Source organism: Pseudomonas sp. 8Z, from assembly GCF_902506535.1.
Lineage (GTDB): Bacteria > Pseudomonadota > Gammaproteobacteria > Pseudomonadales > Pseudomonadaceae > Aquipseudomonas.
In genome coordinates, this window is sequence record NZ_LR733826.1 from 57342 (window position 1) to 79226 (window position 21885).

The window sequence follows — 21885 nt, forward strand, 5'->3', positions numbered from 1 at the left end:
GTCTGTGCACCGAAGCGCCGACCATAGCGCCATGCTCAGTCAAATCCCCACCCATCTGATTGGCGGCCCGCTGGGGGCCGGCAAGACCAGCCTGATCCGTCACCTGCTGGCGCAAAAGCCTGCGCATGAACGCTGGGCGGTGCTGATCAACGAGTTCGGCCAGATCGGCCTGGATGCTGCCTTGCTCGAACAGGGCGATGATGGCATCGCCCTGGCTGAAGTGGCCGGTGGCTGCCTGTGCTGCGTCAATGGCGCGCCGTTTCAGGTTGGCCTCGGCCGCCTGCTGCGCAAGGCCAGACCCGAGCGGCTGCTGATCGAGCCGTCCGGCCTGGGCCATCCTGCACAGTTGTTGGCGCAATTGCGCCAGCCGCCCTGGTGCGGCGTGTTGGCCGTGCAGCCGCCGTTGATGGTGCTGGATGCCGCCGCGCTGGCAGCCGGAGAGCCCATGGCAGAGGTACAGCGCCAGGCGTTGCCCGAGGCCGGTCTGCTGCTGCTGAACAAGAGCGAAGCGCTGGACGAGGCGCAGCGCGCGCGGATTGCCGCCGAGCTGCCTGACGTGCCGTTGCGCTGGAGCGAGCAGGGCCGACTGGAGCTGAGCGCATTGCCGGGCGTGAGCGTACAGGCTGCGGCGGCGCTATTGCCGAGCGACTTACCCACAGGCGCTGTGGGCCTGGCGCAGGTCTGGCGCAGCGCCGCTGAGCCAATCTGCCAGGTGCAGGCACAGGCTGAAGGCTGGAGCATCGGCTGGCGCTGGCAGCCGAGCCAGCGCTTCGACCTCGCCCAAGTCAGCCGTTGGCTGCAGGATCTGCCCTGGCGCCGGGCCAAGGCCGTGCTGCAGGGCGCCGAGGGTTGGCGTGCGCTCAATGCCGTGCACGGGCAAGGTCCGCTGCTCTGGGTGCCGAGTGAGTGGCGCAAGGATTCGCGCCTGGAACTGATCTTCGCCCAAGCGCAGGAGGCCGAAGCCCTCAGCGCCGCCTTCACGGCCTGCCGAATCGCCCCGGCTGGCTGATACACTCGCCGACGTTCCTCGCTGTGGATAACCTTCATGCAATTGCTGCCCTGGTCTCACGACACCTCTGCTGGCTTCACCCTGCGCGGCTGGCACACGCCGCCGTCGGGTAAGCCGCTGCTGCATTTTCTGCATGGCAATGGTTATTGCGGGCGCGTTTACACGCCCATGCTGGCCGTGCTGGCCGAGGACTTCGACCTCTGGCTGTGCGATGCACAAGGCCATGGCGACAGTGACCACGGCGGCCGTTTTCACGGCTGGAACCGCAACGCCGAGCTGGCCGTGGAGGCGTTCGAGGCGCTGCGTGGGCCGTTCGGCGAGGTGCCGCGTTTTGCTGTGGGCCACAGCTTCGGTGGGGTGCTCACCAGCCTGATCCTGGCGCGCCACCCGCAGTTGTTCCAACGCGCGGTCTTGCTCGACCCGGTGCTGTTCAGCCCGGCGATGATCGGGGTGATGGCGTTGTCGGATGTGGTCGGCCTGGCGCAGCGCAATAGCTTGGCGAAGAAGGCGCGCAAACGTCGACGGCAGTGGCCGGATCGCGCCAGCGCGCATGCGGCGCTGCATGGCCGGGGCATGTTCCGGGGCTGGGACGAGGCGGCCTTTGACGCCTATATCGAGCATGCGCTGAAAGACGTCGACGAAACTGTCGAACTCAAGTGTCGGCCTAGCCGCGAGGCGGAAATCTTCAGTTCTTTCCCGCGCCGTCTTTGGCCGTCACTGGCCAAGGTGATGACACCCACCGAGGTGATTCACGGCGCCGACACTTATCCTTTCGTGGTGCGTTCGGTGGCGCGTTGGTGCGCGAGCAACCCGCACGTGCGCGCTCAGGTGGTGCCGGGTGGGCATTGCTTCATGCAAGAACATCCCGCAGACAGCGCGGCGCAGGTAGCGGGCTTTCTGTTGCAGCGTAGCTAGTAGGGCGGGTGAAACCCGCCACCCGCGCGGGTTACGCCTTGCGCCGCCAATCTTCCAGGCGGATCACGTTACTGCGCAGTTGCACCGCTACCGGCTCGGGTTGCGGCTCCAGAACCGGATGAGGCTCCAGCTCGATGCTGCCGACATGCGGGCCGAACATGCGGATATGCCCGCGCAGGCGCTGCTCGCCGGTGACGGTGAACTCGAAATCGTAGAGCCGCGCCAGGCGTCGATGCCCCTTGGCGTCGCGCTCGATGGCCAGGCGGCGTAACGCCACCGCACCGTCGAGCAGTTCCACGTCGAGCTTGGCGCAGTGCTGCTTGGCGCACGCCAGTGCCCGCTCACGGATACCATGGCCACGCCATAGCCAGGCACAGGCGGTGGCGAAGAGCATCAGCAGGAAGACATCGAACAGGTTGATCATGGCGACTCCAGCTTCGGGAGGCAGAGCTTAGCCTATCTGCCCGGCCGTTCTTAGCATAGCTGCTTGCTCATTGCATGGCTGTACACTAGCGTGCACGCACTTCATTGCGAAAAGGACGTCTCCATGCATTGCCCCGCCTGCCGTAGCCCCCGTCTGCAACCGGCAAAACTCGAAGATGGCCTGCTCGGCCATGGTTGTCCGCAGTGCTCGGGCACGCTGGTCAGCCTGCTGCATTATCGCGATTGGGCCGAGCGCCAGCCTGTCACGGATGTGCCTGTGACCCTGGCGGCCGAGCCGCAGGTGGACGAAACCAGCCATGCCCTGAGTTGCCCCAAATGCGCCAAGCTGATGAGCAAGTTCCAGATCAGCGGCACCCGCGCCAACCGCCTCGATCTGTGTGGCACCTGCGACGAAGCCTGGCTCGATAGCGGCGAGTGGCAATTGCTCAAGGCGCTGGAGCTGAGCCACAAGATGCCGGCCATTTTCACCGACGCCTGGCAGCGCCAGGTGCGTCAGCAGGCCAGCGAGCAGGCGCGGCGCGAGCGCTTCAGCCGCATCGCCGGGGATGAGGCCATCGCCCGTGCCGATGAGATCCGTGAATGGCTCAAGGATCATCCGCAGCGCCGCGAGTTGCTGTTCTACATCGGCCACGATTGAGCAGCGAGACGCCTTCTGCGGCGGCCTGTACCCGCCCTAGGCTTCGGCGTTCTTCTCTTCGCTCAGCGCTTTGTAGCGTTGCTGCAGTTCATCGCGGATCTGCCGCCGCTGCATGGCCTGGCGCTGACGGCGCAGGCCGTCCGGGGAGTCTGGCTGCAGGCTTGGCACCTGCGCTGGGCGGCCCTGGTTATCCACAGCGACCATGGTGAAGAAGCAACTGTTGGTGTGGCGCACCGAGCGCTCACGGATGTTCTCGGTGATGACCTTGATGCCAATTTCCATGGAAGTACGCCCGGTGTAGTTGACCGAGGCGAGAAAGGTGACCAACTCGCCGACATGCACCGGCTCGCGGAACATCACCTGATCCACCGACAGGGTCACCACGTAGCAACCGGCATAGCGGCTGGCGCAGGCGTAGGCCACTTCGTCGAGGTACTTGAGCAGCGTGCCGCCGTGGACATTGCCGGAGAAGTTGGCCATGTCCGGGGTCATCAGTACGGTCATCGTCAGGTGTGCGGTTCCAGCTTCCATGGCTACTCCTAAGGCCTGTGGGAGAACGCAGGTCATGCAAGAAGCCTGCTAGAGCGGCCAATGATCGCACAGCCATATGACCATACGCTTGAATCCCGGCGGCGTGCTGCTTAGTGCGCGCGCTGGCGGTGCAGGGCTGCTCAGGCGTGGTTCAGATACCAGCGCCAATCCTGCTCGCCCACTTCGCCCATGAACTGGCGAAACTCGGCCCATTTGATCGCCAGGAACACCTTGAGGAAGTCTTCGCCCAGCGCTTCGCGCGCCCAGGCTGAGCCTTCCAGGTTGCGCAGGGCGGTGAGCCAGTCGGTGGGCAGGGTTTCGCGGGCTTGCTCGTAACCGTTGCCGACGATGGCTGCCCCTGGATCGATCTGCTCGCGGATGCCTTTGTGAATGCCGGCGAGGATCGCCGCTGCCGCCAGGTAGGGGTTGGCGTCGGCGCCGCAGATGCGGTGTTCGACGTGGCGGCTGCCCGCCGGGCCGCCCGGCACCCGGAACGATACGGTGCGGTTGTTCACGCCCCAGCTCTTGGCCAGCGGCGCGTAGCTGTTGGCCTGGAAGCGGCGGAAGGAGTTGGCGTTGGGGCAGAAGATTGCCAGGGCGTCATTGAGCGTGGCCATCATGCCGCCGATGGCATGGCGCAGCAGCGGCGTGCCCTGTGGGTCTTCGCTGGCCATCAGGTTGTTGCCCTCGGCATCGGCCAGCGAGACGTGCATGTGCAGGCCGCTGCCGGCCAGGTCGCTGAACGGTTTGGCCATGAAGCAGGCCTGCAAGCCGTGTTTGTTGGCCACGCCCTTGACCAGGCGCTTGTAGCGCACGCCTTCATCGACCGCCTGCAGCGCATCGAAACGGTGCTCTAGGGTCAGTTCGAGCTGGCCGGGGGCGTATTCGGAGATCGCCGTACGCACTGGCAAACCCTGTACTTCGCAGGCGGCGTAAAGGTCGTCGAGGAACGGCTGCACCTGCTCCAGCTCGTAGACGCCGTAGACCTGCGGCGCCTGTGGGCGCACGCCGTTCATCTGTACGGCCGGCTGCGGGCGGCCATTGGCGTCGCGCTGTTTGTCCAGTAGGTAGAACTCCAGCTCCACCGCCATCACCGGGTGGTAGCCGTCGGCCTTGAGCGCGTCGATGGCGCGCACCAGCACATGGCGCGGATCGCCCGGTGTGGCCGGCAGGCCTTGGCTCGGGTGCATGCTCACCTGCAACTGCCCGGTGGGCACTGCGCGCCAGGGTTGCAGAGTCAGGCTGCCGGGCAGCGGATAGGTCCAGCAGTCGGCGTCGGCCACTTCCCAGACCAGGCCGCTTTCCTCGACGTCCTTGCCCTGGATGGTCAGCGACAGGATCGAACTGGGCAGTGGCCGACCGTTCTCGTAGATGGCCAGCAGTTCGTCGCGATGCAGCAGCTTGCCGCGTGGGATGCCGTTGGCGTCGAACAGCATCAGCTCGATGCTGCGCACCTCGGGGTGGCGGTCGAGAAAGTCGCGGGCTTCCTGGGGATCGGCGAATTGCATGGTGGTTCTCGCAAAAAGGGGGGGCGTAGCTGATTCCGTGGGAGGCGCTTCAGCGGCGACTATCGCGGCTAAAGCCCCTCCCACAGGCATCCTTTTGAGCTCACTCGCGTGCGCCGGGGATGGCCAGCAACTCGGTGAGGGCCGTATCGAGGGTTGCGATCAACTTATCCACATCTGCTGCCGTGGTGCTCGGGCAGCACAGGGTCATGTTGTGGAACGGCGTGATCAGGATGCCGCGGTTGATCAGGTACAGGTGCAGGGCCATCTGCAGTTCGTCATGGAACGCCGCCTCGGCCTCGGCGCCGGTGCGTGGCGCGGTGGCGCAGAACTGAAACTCGCAACGCGCGCCCAGTTCGGTCACCGACCAGTTCAGCCCATGTTTGCTGATCAGCGAACGGAAGCCTTCGGCCAGGCGTGCCGCCAGCGGCAGCATGTGGTCGTAGGCGGCCTGGGTCATCACCTGCTCCAGATTGGCGCGCATGCAGTGCATGGCCAGGGCGTTGGCCGACAGGGTGGTGCCCATGCCGCTGTGGCCGTGACCATGGCTTGCCTCGCTGACGCGTTGGCGGGCCTGGGTCATGGCACCGGCCATCGCTGCGCTGCAGCCGAAGATGCCGCACGGCACGCCACCGGCGATGGGCTTGCCGACCACGAAGAAGTCCGGGTCGAGGCCCCACAGGCGCGTGCAGCCGCCGATATCGGTGGAGATAGTGTGGGTTTCGTCGATGATCAGCAGGCTGCCGTACTTGCGCGTCAGCTCGCGGCATTTCTGCAGGAACCCCGGATCGGGCAACACCATGCCGATATTGGTCATCGCCGGTTCGCAGAGCAGGGCGCAGACATCGCCCTGAGCCAGCGCGGCTTCCAGCGCCTCGATATCGTTGAAGGGGATGGCGCGGCTGTGCTCGGTCAGGTCATAGGCCTGGCCGACCAGGCCCGAGCGGTGCACGGTCTGACCGTCACGGTGGCGCACCATCACGTCGTCGACGGTGCCGTGGTAGCAACCGTCGAACACCAGCAGCGTCTTGCGCTGGGTGATGGCGCGGGCCCAGCGCAGCACGTAGCGGTTGGAGTCGGTGGCGGTGGCCGTCACCTGCCAGTACGGCAGGCCGAAGCGTTGCGCCAGCAGTTCGCCGCAGACCACGGCGTCTTCGCCGGGCAACATGGTGGTCAGGCCGTTGTTCGCTTGCTCGGCGAGTGCGCGTGCCACTGGGTCGGGCGAGTGGCCGAACATGGTGCCGGTGTCGCCCAGGCAGAAGTCGATGTACTCGTGCCCGTCCACGTCGAAGAAGCGCGCGCCCTTGGCGCGTTCGACAAACAGCGGCACCGGGGTCGACCAATCGGCCATCCAGTGCATCGGCACGCCGCCGTACAGCGAGTGGCGGGCACGCTCGGCGAGGGCCTGCGACTTAGGATTACGTTCGAGGAAACGGCTGCGTTCACGAGCAGCGAAGGTTTCCACAGCCGTTGCGGCGAGACCACTGGCAGTCATCTTGAACGCCTCGTTCGATTTTTCGCACATGGTATTTTGTGATCACAAAAGGCGCAAGTTATCGATCAAGGGGCGCATGGGTTAGCATTGACGTTTATTTGTGATCACAAGTGGCGGCGATCGACGTCTTGTGTCACCTGATCCCGTGGAGAACCTTATGCGCGACTGCCTGCTTACTCTGTGCCAACTGCCTGCCCCGCCGAAAGGCCTTGAAGCATGAGCGACAATCTGCAGGAACAGCTCTATCAACGTATGCGCGCGAGTCTGCTGGCCGGGCGTTTTCAGCCTGGCCAGGCCATGAAGATTCGCGATCTTGCCACGCAATGGGGCACCAGCTCGATGCCGGTTCGTGCAGCCCTGCAGCGCCTGGTGGCCGAGGGCGCGCTGGAGGGCGAGCCGCAGCGTTCGGTGCGGGTGCCGGTGATGACCTCGCAACGCTACGAACAAATCGTGCAGGTGCGCCTGGCGCTGGAGGGGCTTGCCGTGGAGTTGGCCACGTCGCGTCTGGACAAGGCTGACCTGGCAATCCTGCGCGACTGCGTGCAGCGCATGGATCAGGCCATCGAGCAGCGTCAGGTGCAGGCTTACCTGGATGCCAACAGCCAGTTCCACCTGCATCTGTACGGCGCCTGTGGCAACCCGGTGCTGCTGCGTTCGATCGAGTCGCTGTGGCTGCAGATCGGGCCCTTTTTCAACCGCCTGTTCACCGATGCTGACTTGTCGCTGCGTCTGAACGACCTTCACGAAGAGGCCTTTACCGCCATCGAGGCGGGTGACGCCAAGGCCGCTCGTCAGGCCATGGAGCAGGATCTCGCCTACTTTGCGCGTTTTCTGCTCAATCTGCTGGAATTAGAACAGGTGAGATAGCAGAGAGCCATCTCGCCTGGCCTGCCCGCTGCCTTATAATTCGCGGCTGGTTTAATAAAGGATGCTTTCATGCTGGATTACAGCGGCAAGCGGTTTCTGATTGTCGACGACTTCTCCGATTTCCGTAATTCGGTCAAGGCGATGTTGCGCGAGATGGGCGTCAAGGATGTGGACATGGCCGACCGTGGCGAACAGGCCATCGCCATGTGTCGGCACAAGCGCTACGACATCATTTTGCATGACTACAACCTGGGCGCAGGCAAGAACGGCTTGCAGACCCTGGAAGAGCTGCACGCCGCGCGGCTGATCAGCAACCAGTGCATCTTCGTCATGGTCACGGCTGAGAGCAGCCAAGCCATGGTCCTCAGCCTGCTCGAACACGAGCCGGACGCCTACCTGACCAAGCCTTTCAACCTCGCCAGCCTCGCTCAGCGCCTGGATAAACTGGTCGAGCGCAAAACCCTGCTCAAACCTGTGCTGCAAGCGCTCGACAAGCGCAACCCGGCAGAGGTGCTCAGTGCCTGCGAAACCCTGGCCAAGCAGGATAAACGCCTGCAGCCGCTGTGCCTGAAGTACAAGGCCGGAGCCTTGCGTGACCTGGGCCAGGTACAGGCGCTGGAGCGGCTGCTCCAGGCGGTGCTGGCCGATCGCGCCGTGCCCTGGGCTTACCAGGCGTTGGGTGCACTGTTGCTTGAACGTGGCGATCTCGACCGCGCTCGCGAAATCTACGAGCAAGGCCGCAAGGCGTTCCCCATGCAGCCTGGCCTGTACGACGGTTTGTCTGCCGTGCTGGAGCAACAGGGCGATGCCAAGCACGCCCAGCAGGTGCTCGAAGATGCCGTGCGGATCTCACCGCTGGCCATGCGCAGGCAGATGCAGCTCGGCAAACTGGCGATGCACAACGAAGACTTCGCCGGTGCCACCAAGGCCTATCGCAGTGCGGTCGAGCAGGGCAAGAACTCGCGCCTGAAAAGCCCGGAGAACTACCTCGCATTGAGTCAGGCGCTGATGGCCGACGCCGGTGAGGAAACGCTGAGCAAGCGGGCCCAGCTTGAGATCAGTCAGACGTTGAGCGAGCTGGGTAACCAATATTCCGCCGACAAGACCATTCAGGTACGCCGCCGCCTGATGCAGGCGAGCAGTTTGCAGAAATCCGCAGAGCCCAAGCGCGCCGCGCAAATCGCCGCAGAGGCGGCAGCGGAGTTGCAGGAGTTGGGTGAATTTCTACCCGCCGAAGTGGCGCTGACCTTGGTTGGGCAACTCCAGCAGCTGGGCCAGAAAGAGGCCGGTAACAAACTGCTCAAAGATTGTCTGGAAGTCTACGGTGATGACGCCAAGGTCTTGCAGTCGATCAGCCGCTTGACCGATGACCCGAGCGTTTTCGCCGCCAGCAAAGAGGCCACCGACCTCAACCGTCAAGGCGTTCAGGCCTACAAGCAAGGGCAGGTCGGCGAGGCGCTGGCGCTGTTCCGCCGGGCACTGGGCATGCAGCCGAAGAACATCAGCATCGCCCTCAACACGGCCCAGTCGCTGTTGCGTCTGAGCACCGAACAACCGTCGGGCGAATGGCTCGAAGAGGCGCGTCGCTGTCTCGATGGCGTGCGTATGATCGCGCCCAGCGATGCCCGCCATGAGCGTTATCAGCAACTGCGACGCAGGGTGTTTGACACATGAGCGGCCTCGATCTCAGCACCATCATTGCCTCCACCGTGCACGACATGAAGAACTCCCTGGCGCAACTGGGCCAGGCGCATGCCCACTGGTTGGCGCAGTTGCCATCCGAGTTGCAGCACACGCCCGAGCGCGGGGTGATCGAGTACGAAACCACGCGCCTGAACGGCATGCTGGTGCAGTTGCTTGGCTTGTACAAGCTGCAGGTCAACCAGTTGCCGTTATTCCCGGCCTATCACGAGGTGGACGACTTCATCCAGGCGCAACTGGCGCGTCACCATGACGTACTCGACAGCCGTGGTATTCAGGCGCGTGGCGAGGTCAGCGAATTCGACCTGATGGGCTTCTTCGACCAGGAACTGCTGGGCTCGGTGCTGGGCAACGTGATCGCCAACGCCATCCGCTATGCGCGCAGTGCCTTGTTGATCAGCGCCCGTGAGGAAAACGGCGAGCTGCTGCTGTACGTCAACGACGATGGCGCCGGTTATCCACAGGCCATGCTCGAACGCCAGGGTGACTACATCCTCGGCCTCAGTCAGAGCAGCGGCAGTACCGGACTGGGCTTGTACTTCGCTGCACGCATCGCCCAATTGCACCAGCGCGATGGCCGTCGTGGGCGCATCGAACTGAGCAATGGCGGCCCACTAGGCGGCGGCGAATTTCGTATCTACTTGCCCTGACCCTCGGCGGCGCGATGCCGCGAGGGGGGGCAGGTCTTTGTTCAGCTTTCCAGCCAGACGTCACGGCACCAGTGCCAGACCGAATCCCAGCTCTCATCGGTCAGCTCGCCTTCGTCGCCATCCCATAGCCAGACCTGGCCTTCCACGTCCACCGCGTAATAATCGCGGCCATCCTGGCACAGCGGCACCAGATCGCGCGGCAGGCCGAGATCCCAGGCCACCGAGGTGACTTCCGGCAGGTAGGTGTGTGACTGCGGGTCACTGGCAGTGACTGGCTCCAAGCGACCGTAGACCACATCGCTGACCTTGAGCAGGAACTCGCGTAGCTCGAAAGGCAGGTGGATAAGGATTTGCTCCTGAATCTCCACCAGCGTCTCTTCATCCGGCAGCTCCAGCGGCACCGGTACTGGCTCGTTGAGTTCGCGCAGTTGTTCGATGACTTCTTCCACAGCTTCGGCTCCTCTTCAGGTGGGGGTCGGCTTTATACAGTAGCCGGTGGCTGCAATGAAAACATGCTGCCGTCATTGCATACTGGCGTTTTTCATGGAGCCTCTGCATGTCATCTTTTGCCTGGCACTGTCTGCACCACCGCGAACTCGATACGGCCACGCTCTATGAGCTGCTGGCGCTGCGCACTCAGGTGTTCGTGGTCGAGCAGCGCTGCCCTTATCTGGAAACCGATGGCCAGGATCTGCTCGGCGATACCTGCCACCTGCTGGTACGTCAGGACGACGTGCTGGTTGGCTATCTGCGCCTGCTCGATCCGCAGCGCATGGGTGGTGAGGCGGTGATCGGCCGCGTGGTAATTACCGAGGCTGCACGGGGCTCAGGCCTGGGCCATCGGCTGATGGAGCGGGCGCTGGTCGAGTGTCAACAGCGTTGGCCGGGTGTGCCGGTTTATCTGTCGGCGCAGGCGCACCTGCAGGGCTATTACGGGCGGTATGGGTTTCAGGCGGTGACCGAGGTGTATCTGGAGGATGACATCGCGCATATCGGCATGCGCCGGGCGGTGTAGCCGGTAGGAGCGGATTTATCCGCGATGGGGCATGGTGTTTCGTTTTGCAGATGGGGTGATGCCGGACTGGCAAGTTTGTGTGTGATCTTGTTGTCTTGGTTTGGTGTTCAGGACGCCGCATTGGGTGTTTTCAGATATTCCGGGTTTCGCCCCCTCGGGCGACTCACTTTTCTTTGAAATGCGCAAAGAAAAGTAAGCAAAAGAAAGCGCACCCCATCATCCGGCCCCGGCTGCGCCGGGGTTCGTTCGCTCCATCGCTGCTTCGAGGGTCGGCGTACATGGGCCATCCCTGGCCCATTACGCCTCTCGCGGCATCCATGCCGCTCGCCCCTCTACGCAACGATTCCGCTCACCCTCCTGAAGGGGACACTTGCGCGCCTGAACGAGTGGGCATTCCATAGGTTGCTCGGCGTGCTCTAGTTATTGTGAAGTCGCGGCTGGGTCGTCGAGTTAAACCAAAACTTTCATTCGCGCAGTTTCATGCGCTTGGATCGCTTGCCGGCTTTCAACCGGCATCCCGGTCAGCCCTAGGGCTGACCATGTTCAAGAACTCTGTGCCCATTCTGGGTTACCTCTGGTTCAGGCGCGTGCAGAGCCCGCCCAGGAGGGTGAACGGAATCGTCGTGGAAGAGGTTGAGCGACATGGATGTCGCGAGAGCCACGGCGGGCCATGGATGGCCCATCGTGGCGGGCCTCTGGAGCGGCGATGGAGTGAGCGAACCCTGGCGCAGCCAGGGCCGGATGAACGGGCGGAGGTTTTGGTTACTTTTGCCTGCAAAAGTGACTCGCCCAGGAGGGCGAAACGAGAGCCATCAGCAGAACGCTGATAGACAGCTTTACACCGAAAACGAAAGCACACTCACACAAACTTGCCAGTCCGGTATCAAACCCACCCTCGCATCACATCGCCAACACCATAAAAAACCCCGGGAAATCCCGGGGTTCTGGATGACACGATACGCGATCAGTTCTGACGGATGCCCGCCACCAGCCAGGGCTGGTTTTCACCCTGGGCGCGCTCCAGGCGCCAGCTTTCGCTGAACGGCTCGCCCTGGTCGAAACGCGAGGTCTTCGACACGCCGCTGAAGGTCAGGGTGGCGATGGTCTTCTCGGCGTTGTCGTCGACGCCATCGAGCTGTACCTGCAGGTCGTCGATGTAGGTGGACTGGAAGCCATCACCCAGATCAGCACGCTCGCGCTTGAGGAATTCCAGCATCTGCGGGGTGACGAACTCGGCGATCTTGTCCATCTCGTTCGCGTCCCAGTGTTGCTGCAGGCTCAGGAAGTGCTCACGGCCAGCGGCGATGAAGCTCTGCTCGTTGAACCAGGCTGGGGCGTTGATCACCGGCGCGGCGGAGGCCAGGCGAGCGCCGAAGATGTTGCTGCCTGCGGCTGGCGCGTTGTCGGTGCTTGGCATTTCACGCTGGTAGGGTGCACCGGCAGCGGCCATCTGCGGCTGCTGGCGAGCGCGACGGGCAGCCAGGAAGCGGAAGATCAGGAAGGCGATCAGGCCGAAGATCAACATGTCCATGATCTGCAGGCCTTCAAAGCCTTCACCCATGAACATCGAGGCCAGCAGGCCACCAGCAGCCAGGCCAGCCAGCGGGCCGAGCCAGCGCGAAGCGCCACCGGCGGCTGCAGGTTGACGGCCAGCGGTCGGTGCGGCTGCGGCCGGTTGCGCAGGCGCTGCAGCCTGGCGGGTTTGGTGGCTCGGGGCGGAACCGAAGGATTTACCACTGCCGAGGCGCTTGGCGTGGGCTTCGAAGCTGAAGGTCAACGCCAGGCAAAGCACCATGGCGATACTGAGGAAACGCTGCATCAGGGTCTTCTCTCTGATAGGGATTGCTGCGCGGCATCTTGCCCGGCGTGCTCCGGGTTGACCAGCCGCAGAATGTTTCCGGCTTTTGCTCAGGGTGTGCTGGCCGGTGGTGTGTGGCCTGCCGGCTGGGCAGGCCTGGGAGGTGTCAGCGCCAGTTGTACAGTTCCTTTTCCGTCAGCGCCTGCATGGGGGTGGCCAGGGCTTGGAAGGCTTTCATCGAGGCCCAGATACGGCCATTGAGGTCGCTCTGGGCGGCCAGTTCGCCGAGCACGTTTTCGGTTTCGTACTGCATGGCGTGCAGCACGTCGTCGGGGAGGCGTTTGAGCTGGGTGCCGCCTTTTTTCAGCTCCTGCAGCGCCTTGGCGTTGTTGAACACGTAGTCGTCCATCATATCCAGGGTCGAGGCGCGCGCGGCTTCGCTGACGATGGCTTGCAGGTCGGCCGGCAGGGCGTCGTAGGCTTTCTGGTTGATCAGCAGTTCCAGCACCGACTGCGGTTCCTGCCAGCCGGGGTAGTAGTAATACTTGGCGGCTTTTTGCAGGCCGAAGGCCAGGTCGTTGTACGGGCTGACCCAGTCAGTGGCGTCGATAGCGCCGGTTTGCAGGGCGGTGAAGATTTCCCCGCCCGGCAGGACTACGGTGGTGGCGCCGAGCTTGCTCCAGACTTCGCTGCCCAGGCCGGGTATGCGGATCTTCAGGCCTTTGATGTCGTCCAGGCTGTTGATCTCTTTGTTGAACCAGCCGCCCATCTGCATGGTGCTGTTGCCGGCGGTCAGAGGTTTCACGCCGAAGGGGGCGTAGGCCTCGTCCCACAGCGCCTGTCCGCCGCCGTGGCTGAGCCAGGCGTTCATCTCCAGGGTGGACAGGCCGAAGGGCACGGCGCCGAAGAACTGTGCGGCCGGCACCTTGCCCTTCCAGTAATACGGCGCGCCATGGCCGAGTTCGGCGGTGCCGCGCGAAACGGCGTCGAACACTTCCAGGGCGGGCACCAATTCGCCCGCGGCGTAGACCTTGACGGTCAGGCGCCCGGCGCTCATGGCGTTGATACGCTCGGCCAGGCGCTCGGCAGCGGTGCCGGTGCCCGGAGCGTTCTTCGGCCAGGTGGTGACCATCTTCCAGTGGAAGGTCTGCGCGGGCGCGGCGGCCTGGTTGGCAGGGGCGGAATCGTCCTTGCAGCCGATCAGGCCGAGGGCGAGCAGGGGCAGGAGAAGCAGAGAGCGAAGGCGCATGGGCAGTCATTCCTAAGAAAAACGGGGCCTGTTTCGGCCCCGTTCGGTTGGCTTAACGCCAGTTGTACAGCTCTTTCTCGGTCAGCGATTGCATGGCGCTGGCTTGTTCGAGGAAGGCTTTCTGCGAGGCCCAGATACGGCCATTGAGGTCGTTCTCGGCGGCCAGGCTGTTGAGCACGACCTCGGATTCCTTGCGCATGGCCTGCAGCACGTCATCCGGCAGGCGCTTGAGCTGCACGCCCTCTTTCTTCAGGCTGTCCAGCGCCTTGGCGTTGTTGAACACGTAGTCGTCCATCATGTCCAGGGTGGCGGCACGTGCGGCTTCGACGACGATGGCCTGCAGGTCGGTCGGCAGGGCGTCGAAGGCCTTCTGGTTGACCATCGACTCGACCACCGCCTGCGGCTCTTGCCAGCCGGGGTAGTAGTAGAACTTGGCGGCCTTGTGCAGACCGAAGGCCAGGTCGTTGTACGGGCCGACCCAGTCGGTGGCGTCGATGGCGCCGGTTTGCAGCGAGGTGAAAATCTCGCCGCCAGGCAGGTTGACGGTGATGGCGCCGAGCTTGCTCCAGACTTCGCCGCCGAGGCCCGGCATGCGGATCTTCAGGCCCTTGATGTCATCCAGGCTGTTGATTTCCTTGTTGAACCAGCCGGCCATCTGCATGGTGGTGTTGCCCGCCGACAGCGGTTTGACGCCGTACGGTGCGTAGGTTTCGTCCCACAGGGCCTGGCCGCCGCCGTGGCTGAGCCAGGCGTTCATTTCCAGGGTGGAGAGGCCGAACGGCACGCTGCTGAAGAACTGCGCAGCCGGCACCTTGCCCTTCCAGTAGTAGGGGGTGCCGTGACCCATTTCGGCGGTGCCGCGCGAGACGGCGTCGAACACTTCTAGGGCCGGCACCAGCTCACCGGCGGCGTAGACCTTGACGGTCAGGCGCCCGGCGCTCATGGCGTTAATACGCTCGGCCAGGCGCTCGGCGGCGGTGCCCAGGCCGGGGAAGTTCTTCGGCCAGGAGGTGACCATTTTCCAGTGGATGGTTTCTGCCGGCTTGGCAGCGGCTTGTTCGCTGCCGGCCTTGTCATCCTTGCAGCCAACCAGGCCGATGGCGGCCATCAGGGTCAAGGCGGCGCCGAACAGATTGCGGCGTTTCATCGAGTCGTCTCCAGAGTAGGGGTCAGTGGCGTGTGGGGGGCGCCAGTCGCGCCAAGGCCCATGCACGCCCGGTCGTTACAGGGCTTCGAGCTTGGCGTACGCCAGCATCAGCCATTTGCTGCCTTCGTTTTCAAAATTCACCTGCACCCGCGCCTGCGCGCCGGCCCCCTCGAAGTTGAGGATGGTGCCTTCACCGAACAGGCTGTGCTGCACGCGCTGGCCCAAGCTGAAGGGCGTTTGCGGCACGGCGCTGCCGGCGAACAGGCTGCTGCCACCCATGCTGGTGGTGCTCACCGGGCGGCTGACGCTGTTGGACAGGCGCACTTCCTGAATCAGCGGTGCGGGTATTTCGCGGACGAAGCGCGAGACTTTGTTGTAGGTCTCGCTACCGTAGAGACGTCGGGTTTCGGCGTAGCTGATCACCAGCTTCTGCATGGCACGGGTAATGCCGACATAAGCCAGGCGGCGTTCTTCTTCCAGGCGGCCCGGTTCTTCCAGGCTCATCTTGTGCGGGAACAGACCCTCTTCCATGCCTACCAGGAACACCAGCGGAAATTCCAGGCCCTTGGCGCTGTGCAGGGTCATCAGTTGAATGCTGTCTTCGTTCTCGGCGGCCTGGGTGTCACCGGCCTCCAGCGAGGCGTGGGTGAGGAAGGCCTGCAGCGGGGTCAGCTCGTCGTCTTCGTCGTTCTCGAAGGTGCGCGCGGCGCTGACCAGTTCCTCCAGGTTTTCCACCCGTGCCTGGCCTTTTTCGCCCTTTTCCGCCTCGTGGTAGGCGAGCAGGCCGCTCTGTTCGATGACCACCTGGGTCATCTGGTGCAGCGGCATAGCCAGTACCTTTTGCGCGAGGTTTTCGATCAGTTCGATAAAGCCTGTCAGTGCACCCGAGGCGCGGCCAGGCAGCACCTTGTTAGCGAGCATCAGGCGAATCGCTTCCCACATGTGCACGTCATGCGCGCGGGCATATTCGCGGATGGTCTCGATGCTCTTCTCGCCGATGCCACGGGCCGGCACGTTGATGATGCGCTCCAGCGCCGCGTCGTTGCCGCGCCCGTCGAGCAGGCGCAGGTAGGCCATGGCGTTCTTGATCTCGGCGCGTTCGAAGAAGCGCTGACCGCCGTAGATGCGGTAGGGAATCTTCTCGCGCAGCAGCGCCTCTTCGAGCACCCGCGACTGGGCGTTGGAGCGGTAGAGAATGGCGATTTCACTGCGCTTGAGGCCGTCCTTGCGCAGGGCGTCCTCGATGCTCTCGACCACGTAGCGTGCTTCGTCGTGCTCGTTGAAGGCGGCGTACAGGCTCAGCGGCTCGCCGTCGCCGACATCGGTGCGCAGCTCCTTGCCGAGGCGCCCGCTGTTGTTGGCGATCAGCGCGTTGGCGGCGTTGAGGATATTGGCCGTGGAGCGGTAGTTCTGCTCCAGGCGGATGATTTCCGCGTCGGCGAAGTCCTGGTCGAACTGCTGGATGTTCTCGATGCGCGCGCCACGCCAGCCGTAGATCGACTGGTCGTCGTCGCCCACCACCATCAGGCTCTCGCCACCCTGGGCGAGCAGGCGCAGCCAGGCGTACTGCACGGCGTTGGTGTCCTGGAACTCGTCGACCAGCACATGGCGGAAGCGTTTCTGGTAATGCGCCAGCAGCCCCGGATCGTTGCGCCACAGGTCGAGGGCGCGTAGCAGCAGCTCGGCGAAATCGATCACCCCGGTGCGCGCGCAGGCCGCTTCGTAGGCCTCGTAGATGCTGCGCATGGTGGCCAGGAACAGGTCGCCGCTGGCCTGGATGCCTTGTGCGCGAATGCCTTCGTCCTTCTGCCCGTTGATGAACCACTGCGCCTGCTTCGCTGGCCAGCGCTGTTCGTCCAGGCCGAGGTCGCGGATCACTCGCTTGATCAGGCGCTGCTGGTCGTCGGAGTCGAGAATCTGGAAGTTTTCCACCAGCCCGGCTTCCTGCCAGTGCGCGCGCAGCAGGCGATGGGCCAGGCCGTGGAAGGTGCCGACCCACATGCCGGCCGGGTTGTGCCCAAGCATGTCCTCGATGCGCTGGCGCATTTCGGCAGCGGCCTTGTTGGTGAAGGTCACCGACAGGATGCTGTGCGGCGAGACGTCCAGGCGCTGGATCAGGAAGGCGATGCGGTGCACCAGCACGCGGGTCTTGCCCGAGCCGGCACCGGCGAGCACCAATTGATGCCCAGGCGGGGTGGTCACCGCATGGTGTTGGGCTGGATTGAGGGTGGTGAGCTTGTCGTCGAGGTCATTTTGCATCGCGGCATTCTAGGGGGGCACTTGCGCCATCACAAGCCAAGAGCGGCGCAGCCTGCAAGGCAGTGCCCCTGTTTTTAACCCAGTAGGGCCGACGCGCAGCCGATCATGCACAGGCTCTTACAGCAGTGCCTTGCCCTGTGCGTAGTAAGCCTGCATCTCGTCCTCGGGCACCATGCTGCCGCCCGTGGCCCAGATCAGGTGGGTGGCGTCACGCATCAGGTCGATCTGGGCCAGTTCTGGCGGCAGTTCGGCCTGCTGCGCGAGCAGGCGGGCGAAGCCGCTGGCGCCCGCGACTGCCGAAGGCTCCAGGGCCAGGTTTTCGCTATCACGCAGCAGTGCCAGGCAGGCGAACATATGCTCGTCGCTCACGGTGTAGATGCCATCGAGCAACGGCTCCATCAGCCGCCCGACGAACGCCGACGCACGGCCAACCGCCAGGCCGTCGGCGCAGGTGAGGTTGTCCAGGCCCATGTCCTGCACGCTGATGCCGTTATGCAGGCCGCTGTGCATGCCCAGCAGCATGCACGGTGAGTGCGTCGGTTCGACGAAGAAACAGTGCACGGCATCGCCGAACACCTGCTTGAGGCCGAACGCCACGCCTCCGGGGCCACCGCCGACGCCGCAGGGCAGGTAGACGATCAGCGGGCGCTGCTTATCCACAACCACGCTTTGGGCCTGAAGTTGCCCCTGCAGACGCTGCGCGGCGACCGCATAGCCGAGAAACAGCGCGCTGGAGTCTTCATCGTCGACGAAGTGGCAGCGCGGCAGGTTGGCCGCCTCGGCGCGACCTTGGGTCACCGCCACGCTGTAGTCGGAGGCGTATTCGATCACTGTCACGCCCTTGCTGCGCAGCAGCGCCTTCTTCCATTCGCGGGCGTCGGCGGACATGTGCACGGTGACGCGAAAACCCAGTTGCGCGCTGAGAATGCCGATGCTCAGGCCGAGGTTGCCGGTGGAGCCGACCATGATCGCGTGCTCGGCGAACAAGGCGCGAAACGGCGCGCTGGCGAAGCAGGCGTAGTCGTCGCCCTCATGCAGCAGGCCGTGTTCCTGAGCCAGGCGCTCGGCGTGCAACAGCACTTCGTAGAAGCCGCCACGGGCCTTGATCGAGCCGGAGATCGGCAGCTCGCTGTCGCACTTTATCCACAGATGCTGCGGCGTTTGTGCATCGAGCCAGTGCGCCAGGGTCTGCGCAGCCTGTGCAATGCAGCGCAGTGGCGATTCGATGATGCCGTCGCTGGCGGCGGTCTGTGGGAACACCGTGCGAAAGTAGGCGGCGAAGCGCTGCAGGCGCTGGGCGGCGTCGGCGATGTCTGCCGGGCCCAGTGGCAGCGTATCGCGCACCGCCTCGAACGGTTGGCGCAGTGGGTTGATCCACAGCGTTTCGCGCGCGTCGCGCAGGCGTTCGAGTTGCACATCGTGGCGGGCGCTGGCATCGGCCAGCCAGCGTTGTTCGGGGGAATCGGTCATGTCCGCTCCTGTGGATAAGTTGACTCAGGCGAAGCCCAGGAAACCTTCGGCTTCACGCAGCGGCGTGGCGCGGCTGAGGTAGTCCAGGTCTACCTGCGGGCGGCGCAGTTCGGCGTCTGCGGCGAACAATGCCTCCAGTTCAGCGGCGAACGCCAGGGTCTGCAGGTCGCTGCCACGGCGGCCAATGATCTGCAGGCCGAATGGCATGCCGTTGCGGTCGCGCCCGGCGGGCAGGGTTACCGACGGGTGGCCGACCAAGGTAGATGCATAGGCCAGCGACAGCCAGTGGTAATAGCTCTGCGTCGGGCGGCCATCGATCTGTTCGGGGTACAACTCGTGCCAGTCGCGCGGGCTGATGGTGGTAGTCGGGGCGAGAATGAAATCGTGCTCCTCGAAGAACGCCTGCCAGCGGCGATAAAGCTGGGTCTGGTTGGTCAGGGCGCGCACCACGTCGAGCGCCGAGTAGCTTTCGCCTTCGCGGATGTTGTCGGTGATGTTCGGCCCCATCTGCTCCGGGTGGCGGTAGAGCAGGTCGCGGTGATGGCCGGAGAAACCCAGCGCGCGAATCACCGCGAAGGTGTCGTCGGCATCGCTGCAGTCGGGATGCGTGCGTTCGCATTGGGCGAAGACATGGCCGAAGCGCGCCAGTTTGTCGCTGAGGCTGTCGGCGATCAGACCTTCGGTAAGGGTGAAGCCGAAGTCACTGGTGACCGCGACCTTGGCGCTGCACAGATCCATCGGCGGCAGTTGGCGATAGGCAGCGGCGTCGTGGGCCAGGGCGTTGTCGATCACCGGCACCCAGGGGTCGCGGCGGTCGGCGCGAATCATCGCTGACAGCATCAGGCCGACATCGCCAACGGTGCGCGCCATTGGCCCGTTGATCGACATGGGCAGCAAGCCCAGCGGGCGGCTGTGCCCCGGTACCAGGCCTGGCGTGGCGCGAAAACCCACCACGGCGTTGAAGGCCGCCGGGCTGCGCAGGCTACCGCCGGTGTCCGAGCCGGTGGCCAACGGCGCCATGCCGCAGGCCAGCGCCACGGCCGAACCACCGGAGGAGCCGGCGGCCGAGCGGGTCAGGTCGAAGGGGTTGGCGGTCACGCCGTAGACCGCGTTGCGGGTATTGCCGCCGGCGCTCCACTCGGGGTTGTTGGCCTTGGCCATGACCAGCGCGCCGGCACCACGAAGCTGGGCGACCATGGGGTCGTCGCCACGGGCGATGTTGTCGGCGTAGATCGTGCTGCCGAAGGTGGTCGGCAGGCCGCTCACGTCGACCATGTCCTTCACGCACAGCGGCAGGCCGTGCAGGGCGCCAAGTGGCTCGCCACGGTCGATGGCGCGTTGCGCGGTGATGGCGGCCTGGCGCATGTTCGCGTAGTCATCGGCGACCAGGGCGTTGACCGCCGGATTGACCGCCTCGGCGCGGGCGATGCAGCTCTCGGCGAGTTCTACGGCGGAGAGTCGCTTGGTTGTTAGCAGGCGGCGCGCTTGCTGGGCGCTTAGATCGCAGGGTTGCATGGATGAGGCTCTCTTCAGACGAAATAAAAAGGTGCGGCGCAGCGTGGCATCACAGGGCGGGGGCGAAGGCGGCGAAATCCCAGGAGCGGCCGGGCGCAACCTCGATCAACTGGCGGGTGTAGTCCGCCTTGGGCGCGCCTAGCACCTGCTCGGCGGGGCCGTACTCGACCACCTGGCCGCGCTGCATCACCAATACGTCGTCGCAGATTTGCGCGGCCACGCGCAGGTCGTGGGTGATAAACAGCACGGCGATACCCAGGCGTTTCTGGATATCGTCGAGCAGGGCCAGCACCTGCGCCTGCACCGACACGTCGAGGGCCGAGACAGCTTCGTCGGCGACGATCACCGCAGGCTCCATGGCCAGGGCGCGGGCGATGGCGATGCGCTGGCGCTGACCCCCGGAGAATTGGTGTGGGAAGCGTTGCAGGGCATCTTCCGGCAGCCCGACCAGGCTCAGCAGCTCGGCGGCGCGGGCCAGGGCCTGCTCGCGTGGTACGCCGTAGTTCATCGGCCCCTCGATAAGACTCTGGCCAACGCTGCGGCGTGGGTTGAGCGAGCGGTAGGGGTCTTGAAAGATCATCTGGATGCGCTGGCGATGCGGTTTAAGCGCCGCCGGGCTGAGGTCGGAGATGTCCTGGCCGCTGACACGGATGGCGCCGGAAGTCGGATCGATCAGGCGCATGACGCAGCGCGCCACGGTCGATTTGCCCGAGCCCGATTCGCCGACGATGCCCAGGGTGCGGCCTTCATAGAGCTGGAAACTGACGTTCTGCACGGCGGCGGTGCCGGTGCGCTGGCGCCACCACAGGCGCCGTGGCCCGGCATACACCTTGTGCAGTTCGGCGACATCCAGCACCACCCGTGGCCCGCTGGCGGGGCGTGGTGCGCGCGGCGTCAGGCTGGGTACGGCGGCCAGCAGGTCGCGGGTGTAGCGTTCCTGTGGGGTGCTCAGCACCTGGCGCAGCGGGCCTTGCTCGACGAGCGTGCCGAGGTGCATGACGCAGACGCGGTCGGCGATATCCGCCACCACGCCCATGTCGTGGGTGATGAACAGCACCGCCGTGCCGTGTTTCTCCTGCAGCTCGCGAATCAGCTTGAGAATCTGGTGCTGAGTGGTGACGTCCAGCGCGGTGGTCGGCTCGTCGGCGATCAGCAGGCGCGGCTCCAGCAGCAGCGCCATGGCGATCATGATGCGCTGGCGCTGGCCGCCGGAGAGCTGGTGTGGATAACTCGCGTAGATGCGCTCGATATCCGGCAGGTGCACCTGCTCCAGCGCGGCCAGCACGCGTTCACGGCGGGTGGCGGCATTGTCGCGGGTATGCTGGGCGAGCACTTCGTCCAGTTGCCGCCCAACGCTGAGCACCGGATTGAGTGCGGTCATCGGCTCCTGAAAGATCATCGCCATGCGGCTGCCGCGCAGCTCGGCCAGGCGCGCGGGTGAGGCCTGCAGCAGGTCTTCGCCGTCGAGCAGGATGCGTCCGCCGCTGGCGCGCAGGGCGCCTTGTGGCAGCAGGCCCATGGCCGTCAGCGAGGACACCGACTTGCCCGAGCCGCTTTCGCCGACCAGGCACAGGGTTTCGCCAGCATGAATTTCAAAGCTGATGCCCTTGAGGATGGGCCGCGGTGCGGCGCCGGTGGTTTCGACCTGAAGGTTTTCCACTTGCAGTACGGCGGTCAT

At 64.5% G+C, this 21885-nt stretch carries 19 protein-coding genes; 7 read left to right on the forward strand and 12 right to left on the reverse strand.

All coding sequences use genetic code 11. The annotated features are described in order from the left end of the window. Window positions 1-31: 31 nt before the first annotated feature. Both AERO9A_RS09615 and AERO9A_RS09620 read left to right on the forward strand, forming a co-directional pair. Window positions 32-1009, forward strand: a complete 978-nt coding sequence (locus AERO9A_RS09615; RefSeq protein WP_159971731.1) for a GTP-binding protein — start codon at window positions 32-34, stop codon at window positions 1007-1009. 36 nt (window positions 1010-1045) lie between these two features. Beyond that, window positions 1046-1924 (forward strand): alpha/beta fold hydrolase, encoded by an 879-nt coding sequence (locus AERO9A_RS09620; protein WP_159971732.1) that lies wholly within the window; start codon window positions 1046-1048, stop codon window positions 1922-1924. A 31-nt stretch (window positions 1925-1955) separates the two neighbouring features. Here the strand turns inward: AERO9A_RS09620 and AERO9A_RS09625 are convergent, their stop codons facing one another. Then, window positions 1956-2348, reverse strand: coding sequence for a DUF3301 domain-containing protein (locus AERO9A_RS09625; RefSeq protein WP_159971733.1), 393 nt, complete (start codon window positions 2346-2348; stop codon window positions 1956-1958). Between the two features lie 123 nt (window positions 2349-2471). Between AERO9A_RS09625 and AERO9A_RS09630 the strand changes: the two genes are divergently transcribed. Beyond that, window positions 2472-3005: a zf-TFIIB domain-containing protein gene (locus AERO9A_RS09630; RefSeq protein WP_159971734.1), complete on the forward strand. Its 534-nt coding sequence runs from the start codon at window positions 2472-2474 to the stop codon at window positions 3003-3005. Between the two features lie 36 nt (window positions 3006-3041). Here the strand turns inward: AERO9A_RS09630 and AERO9A_RS09635 are convergent, their stop codons facing one another. The 3 genes from AERO9A_RS09635 to AERO9A_RS09645 all read right to left on the reverse strand — a co-directional run bounded on the left by AERO9A_RS09635 (window position 3042) and on the right by AERO9A_RS09645 (window position 6536). Then, window positions 3042-3536, reverse strand: a complete 495-nt coding sequence (locus tag AERO9A_RS09635) for an acyl-CoA thioesterase (RefSeq protein WP_159971735.1) — start codon at window positions 3534-3536, stop codon at window positions 3042-3044. A gap of 140 nt (window positions 3537-3676) precedes the next feature. Next, window positions 3677-5044, reverse strand: coding sequence for a glutamine synthetase family protein (locus tag AERO9A_RS09640; RefSeq protein ID WP_159971736.1), 1368 nt, complete (start codon window positions 5042-5044; stop codon window positions 3677-3679). 100 nt (window positions 5045-5144) lie between these two features. Then, window positions 5145-6536 carry an aspartate aminotransferase family protein gene (locus AERO9A_RS09645; protein ID WP_159971737.1) on the reverse strand — a complete coding sequence of 464 codons (1392 nt, stop codon included), beginning with the start codon at window positions 6534-6536 and terminating at the stop codon, window positions 5145-5147. 216 nt (window positions 6537-6752) lie between these two features. Between AERO9A_RS09645 and AERO9A_RS09650 the strand changes: the two genes are divergently transcribed. From AERO9A_RS09650 to AERO9A_RS09660, 3 genes are all read left to right on the forward strand, one after another. After that, window positions 6753-7403, forward strand: a complete 651-nt coding sequence (locus tag AERO9A_RS09650; protein ID WP_159971739.1) for a GntR family transcriptional regulator — start codon at window positions 6753-6755, stop codon at window positions 7401-7403. A 69-nt stretch (window positions 7404-7472) separates the two neighbouring features. After that, a complete protein-coding gene (locus tag AERO9A_RS09655; RefSeq protein ID WP_159971740.1) occupies window positions 7473-9077 on the forward strand; it encodes a tetratricopeptide repeat-containing response regulator in 1605 nt (534 codons plus the stop codon). Next, window positions 9074-9754, forward strand: coding sequence for a sensor histidine kinase KdpD (locus AERO9A_RS09660; protein WP_159971741.1), 681 nt, complete (start codon window positions 9074-9076; stop codon window positions 9752-9754). The genes AERO9A_RS09655 and AERO9A_RS09660 overlap by 4 nt, the downstream gene beginning before the upstream one ends. 41 nt (window positions 9755-9795) lie before the next feature. Here AERO9A_RS09660 and AERO9A_RS09665 read toward each other — a convergent pair whose 3' ends face one another. Then, window positions 9796-10203 (reverse strand): SMI1/KNR4 family protein, encoded by a 408-nt coding sequence (locus AERO9A_RS09665; protein ID WP_159971742.1) that lies wholly within the window; start codon window positions 10201-10203, stop codon window positions 9796-9798. Window positions 10204-10310: 107 nt separating this feature from the next. On the opposite strand from AERO9A_RS09665, the gene AERO9A_RS09670 reads away from it, so the two are divergent. Further along, window positions 10311-10769, forward strand: a complete 459-nt coding sequence (locus AERO9A_RS09670) for a GNAT family N-acetyltransferase (protein ID WP_159971743.1) — start codon at window positions 10311-10313, stop codon at window positions 10767-10769. Window positions 10770-11733: 964 nt separating this feature from the next. Here the strand turns inward: AERO9A_RS09670 and AERO9A_RS09675 are convergent. The 7 genes from AERO9A_RS09675 to AERO9A_RS09705 form a co-directional block, all read right to left on the reverse strand. Then, window positions 11734-12588: a Tim44 domain-containing protein gene (locus tag AERO9A_RS09675; RefSeq protein WP_159971744.1), complete on the reverse strand. Its 855-nt coding sequence runs from the start codon at window positions 12586-12588 to the stop codon at window positions 11734-11736. A 145-nt stretch (window positions 12589-12733) separates the two neighbouring features. Next, entirely contained in the window at window positions 12734-13816 is a 1083-nt protein-coding gene (locus AERO9A_RS09680; protein WP_159971745.1) for a TRAP transporter substrate-binding protein, read from the reverse strand. Window positions 13817-13868: 52 nt separating this feature from the next. Further along, complete coding sequence (locus tag AERO9A_RS09685; RefSeq protein ID WP_159971746.1) at window positions 13869-14963, reverse strand: TRAP transporter substrate-binding protein; 1095 nt, start codon at window positions 14961-14963, stop codon at window positions 13869-13871. A gap of 75 nt (window positions 14964-15038) precedes the next feature. Further along, on the reverse strand, window positions 15039-17222 hold the full coding sequence (uvrD, locus tag AERO9A_RS09690; RefSeq protein ID WP_159971748.1) for a DNA helicase II: 2184 nt from the start codon (window positions 17220-17222) through the stop codon (window positions 15039-15041). A 117-nt stretch (window positions 17223-17339) separates the two neighbouring features. After that, entirely contained in the window at window positions 17340-18692 is a 1353-nt protein-coding gene (locus AERO9A_RS09695) for a D-serine ammonia-lyase (RefSeq protein WP_159971749.1), read from the reverse strand. A 24-nt stretch (window positions 18693-18716) separates the two neighbouring features. Beyond that, window positions 18717-20207: an amidase gene (locus tag AERO9A_RS09700; protein ID WP_159971751.1), complete on the reverse strand. Its 1491-nt coding sequence runs from the start codon at window positions 20205-20207 to the stop codon at window positions 18717-18719. A 49-nt stretch (window positions 20208-20256) separates the two neighbouring features. Next, on the reverse strand, window positions 20257-21885 hold the full coding sequence (locus AERO9A_RS09705; protein ID WP_159971753.1) for an ABC transporter ATP-binding protein: 1629 nt from the start codon (window positions 21883-21885) through the stop codon (window positions 20257-20259).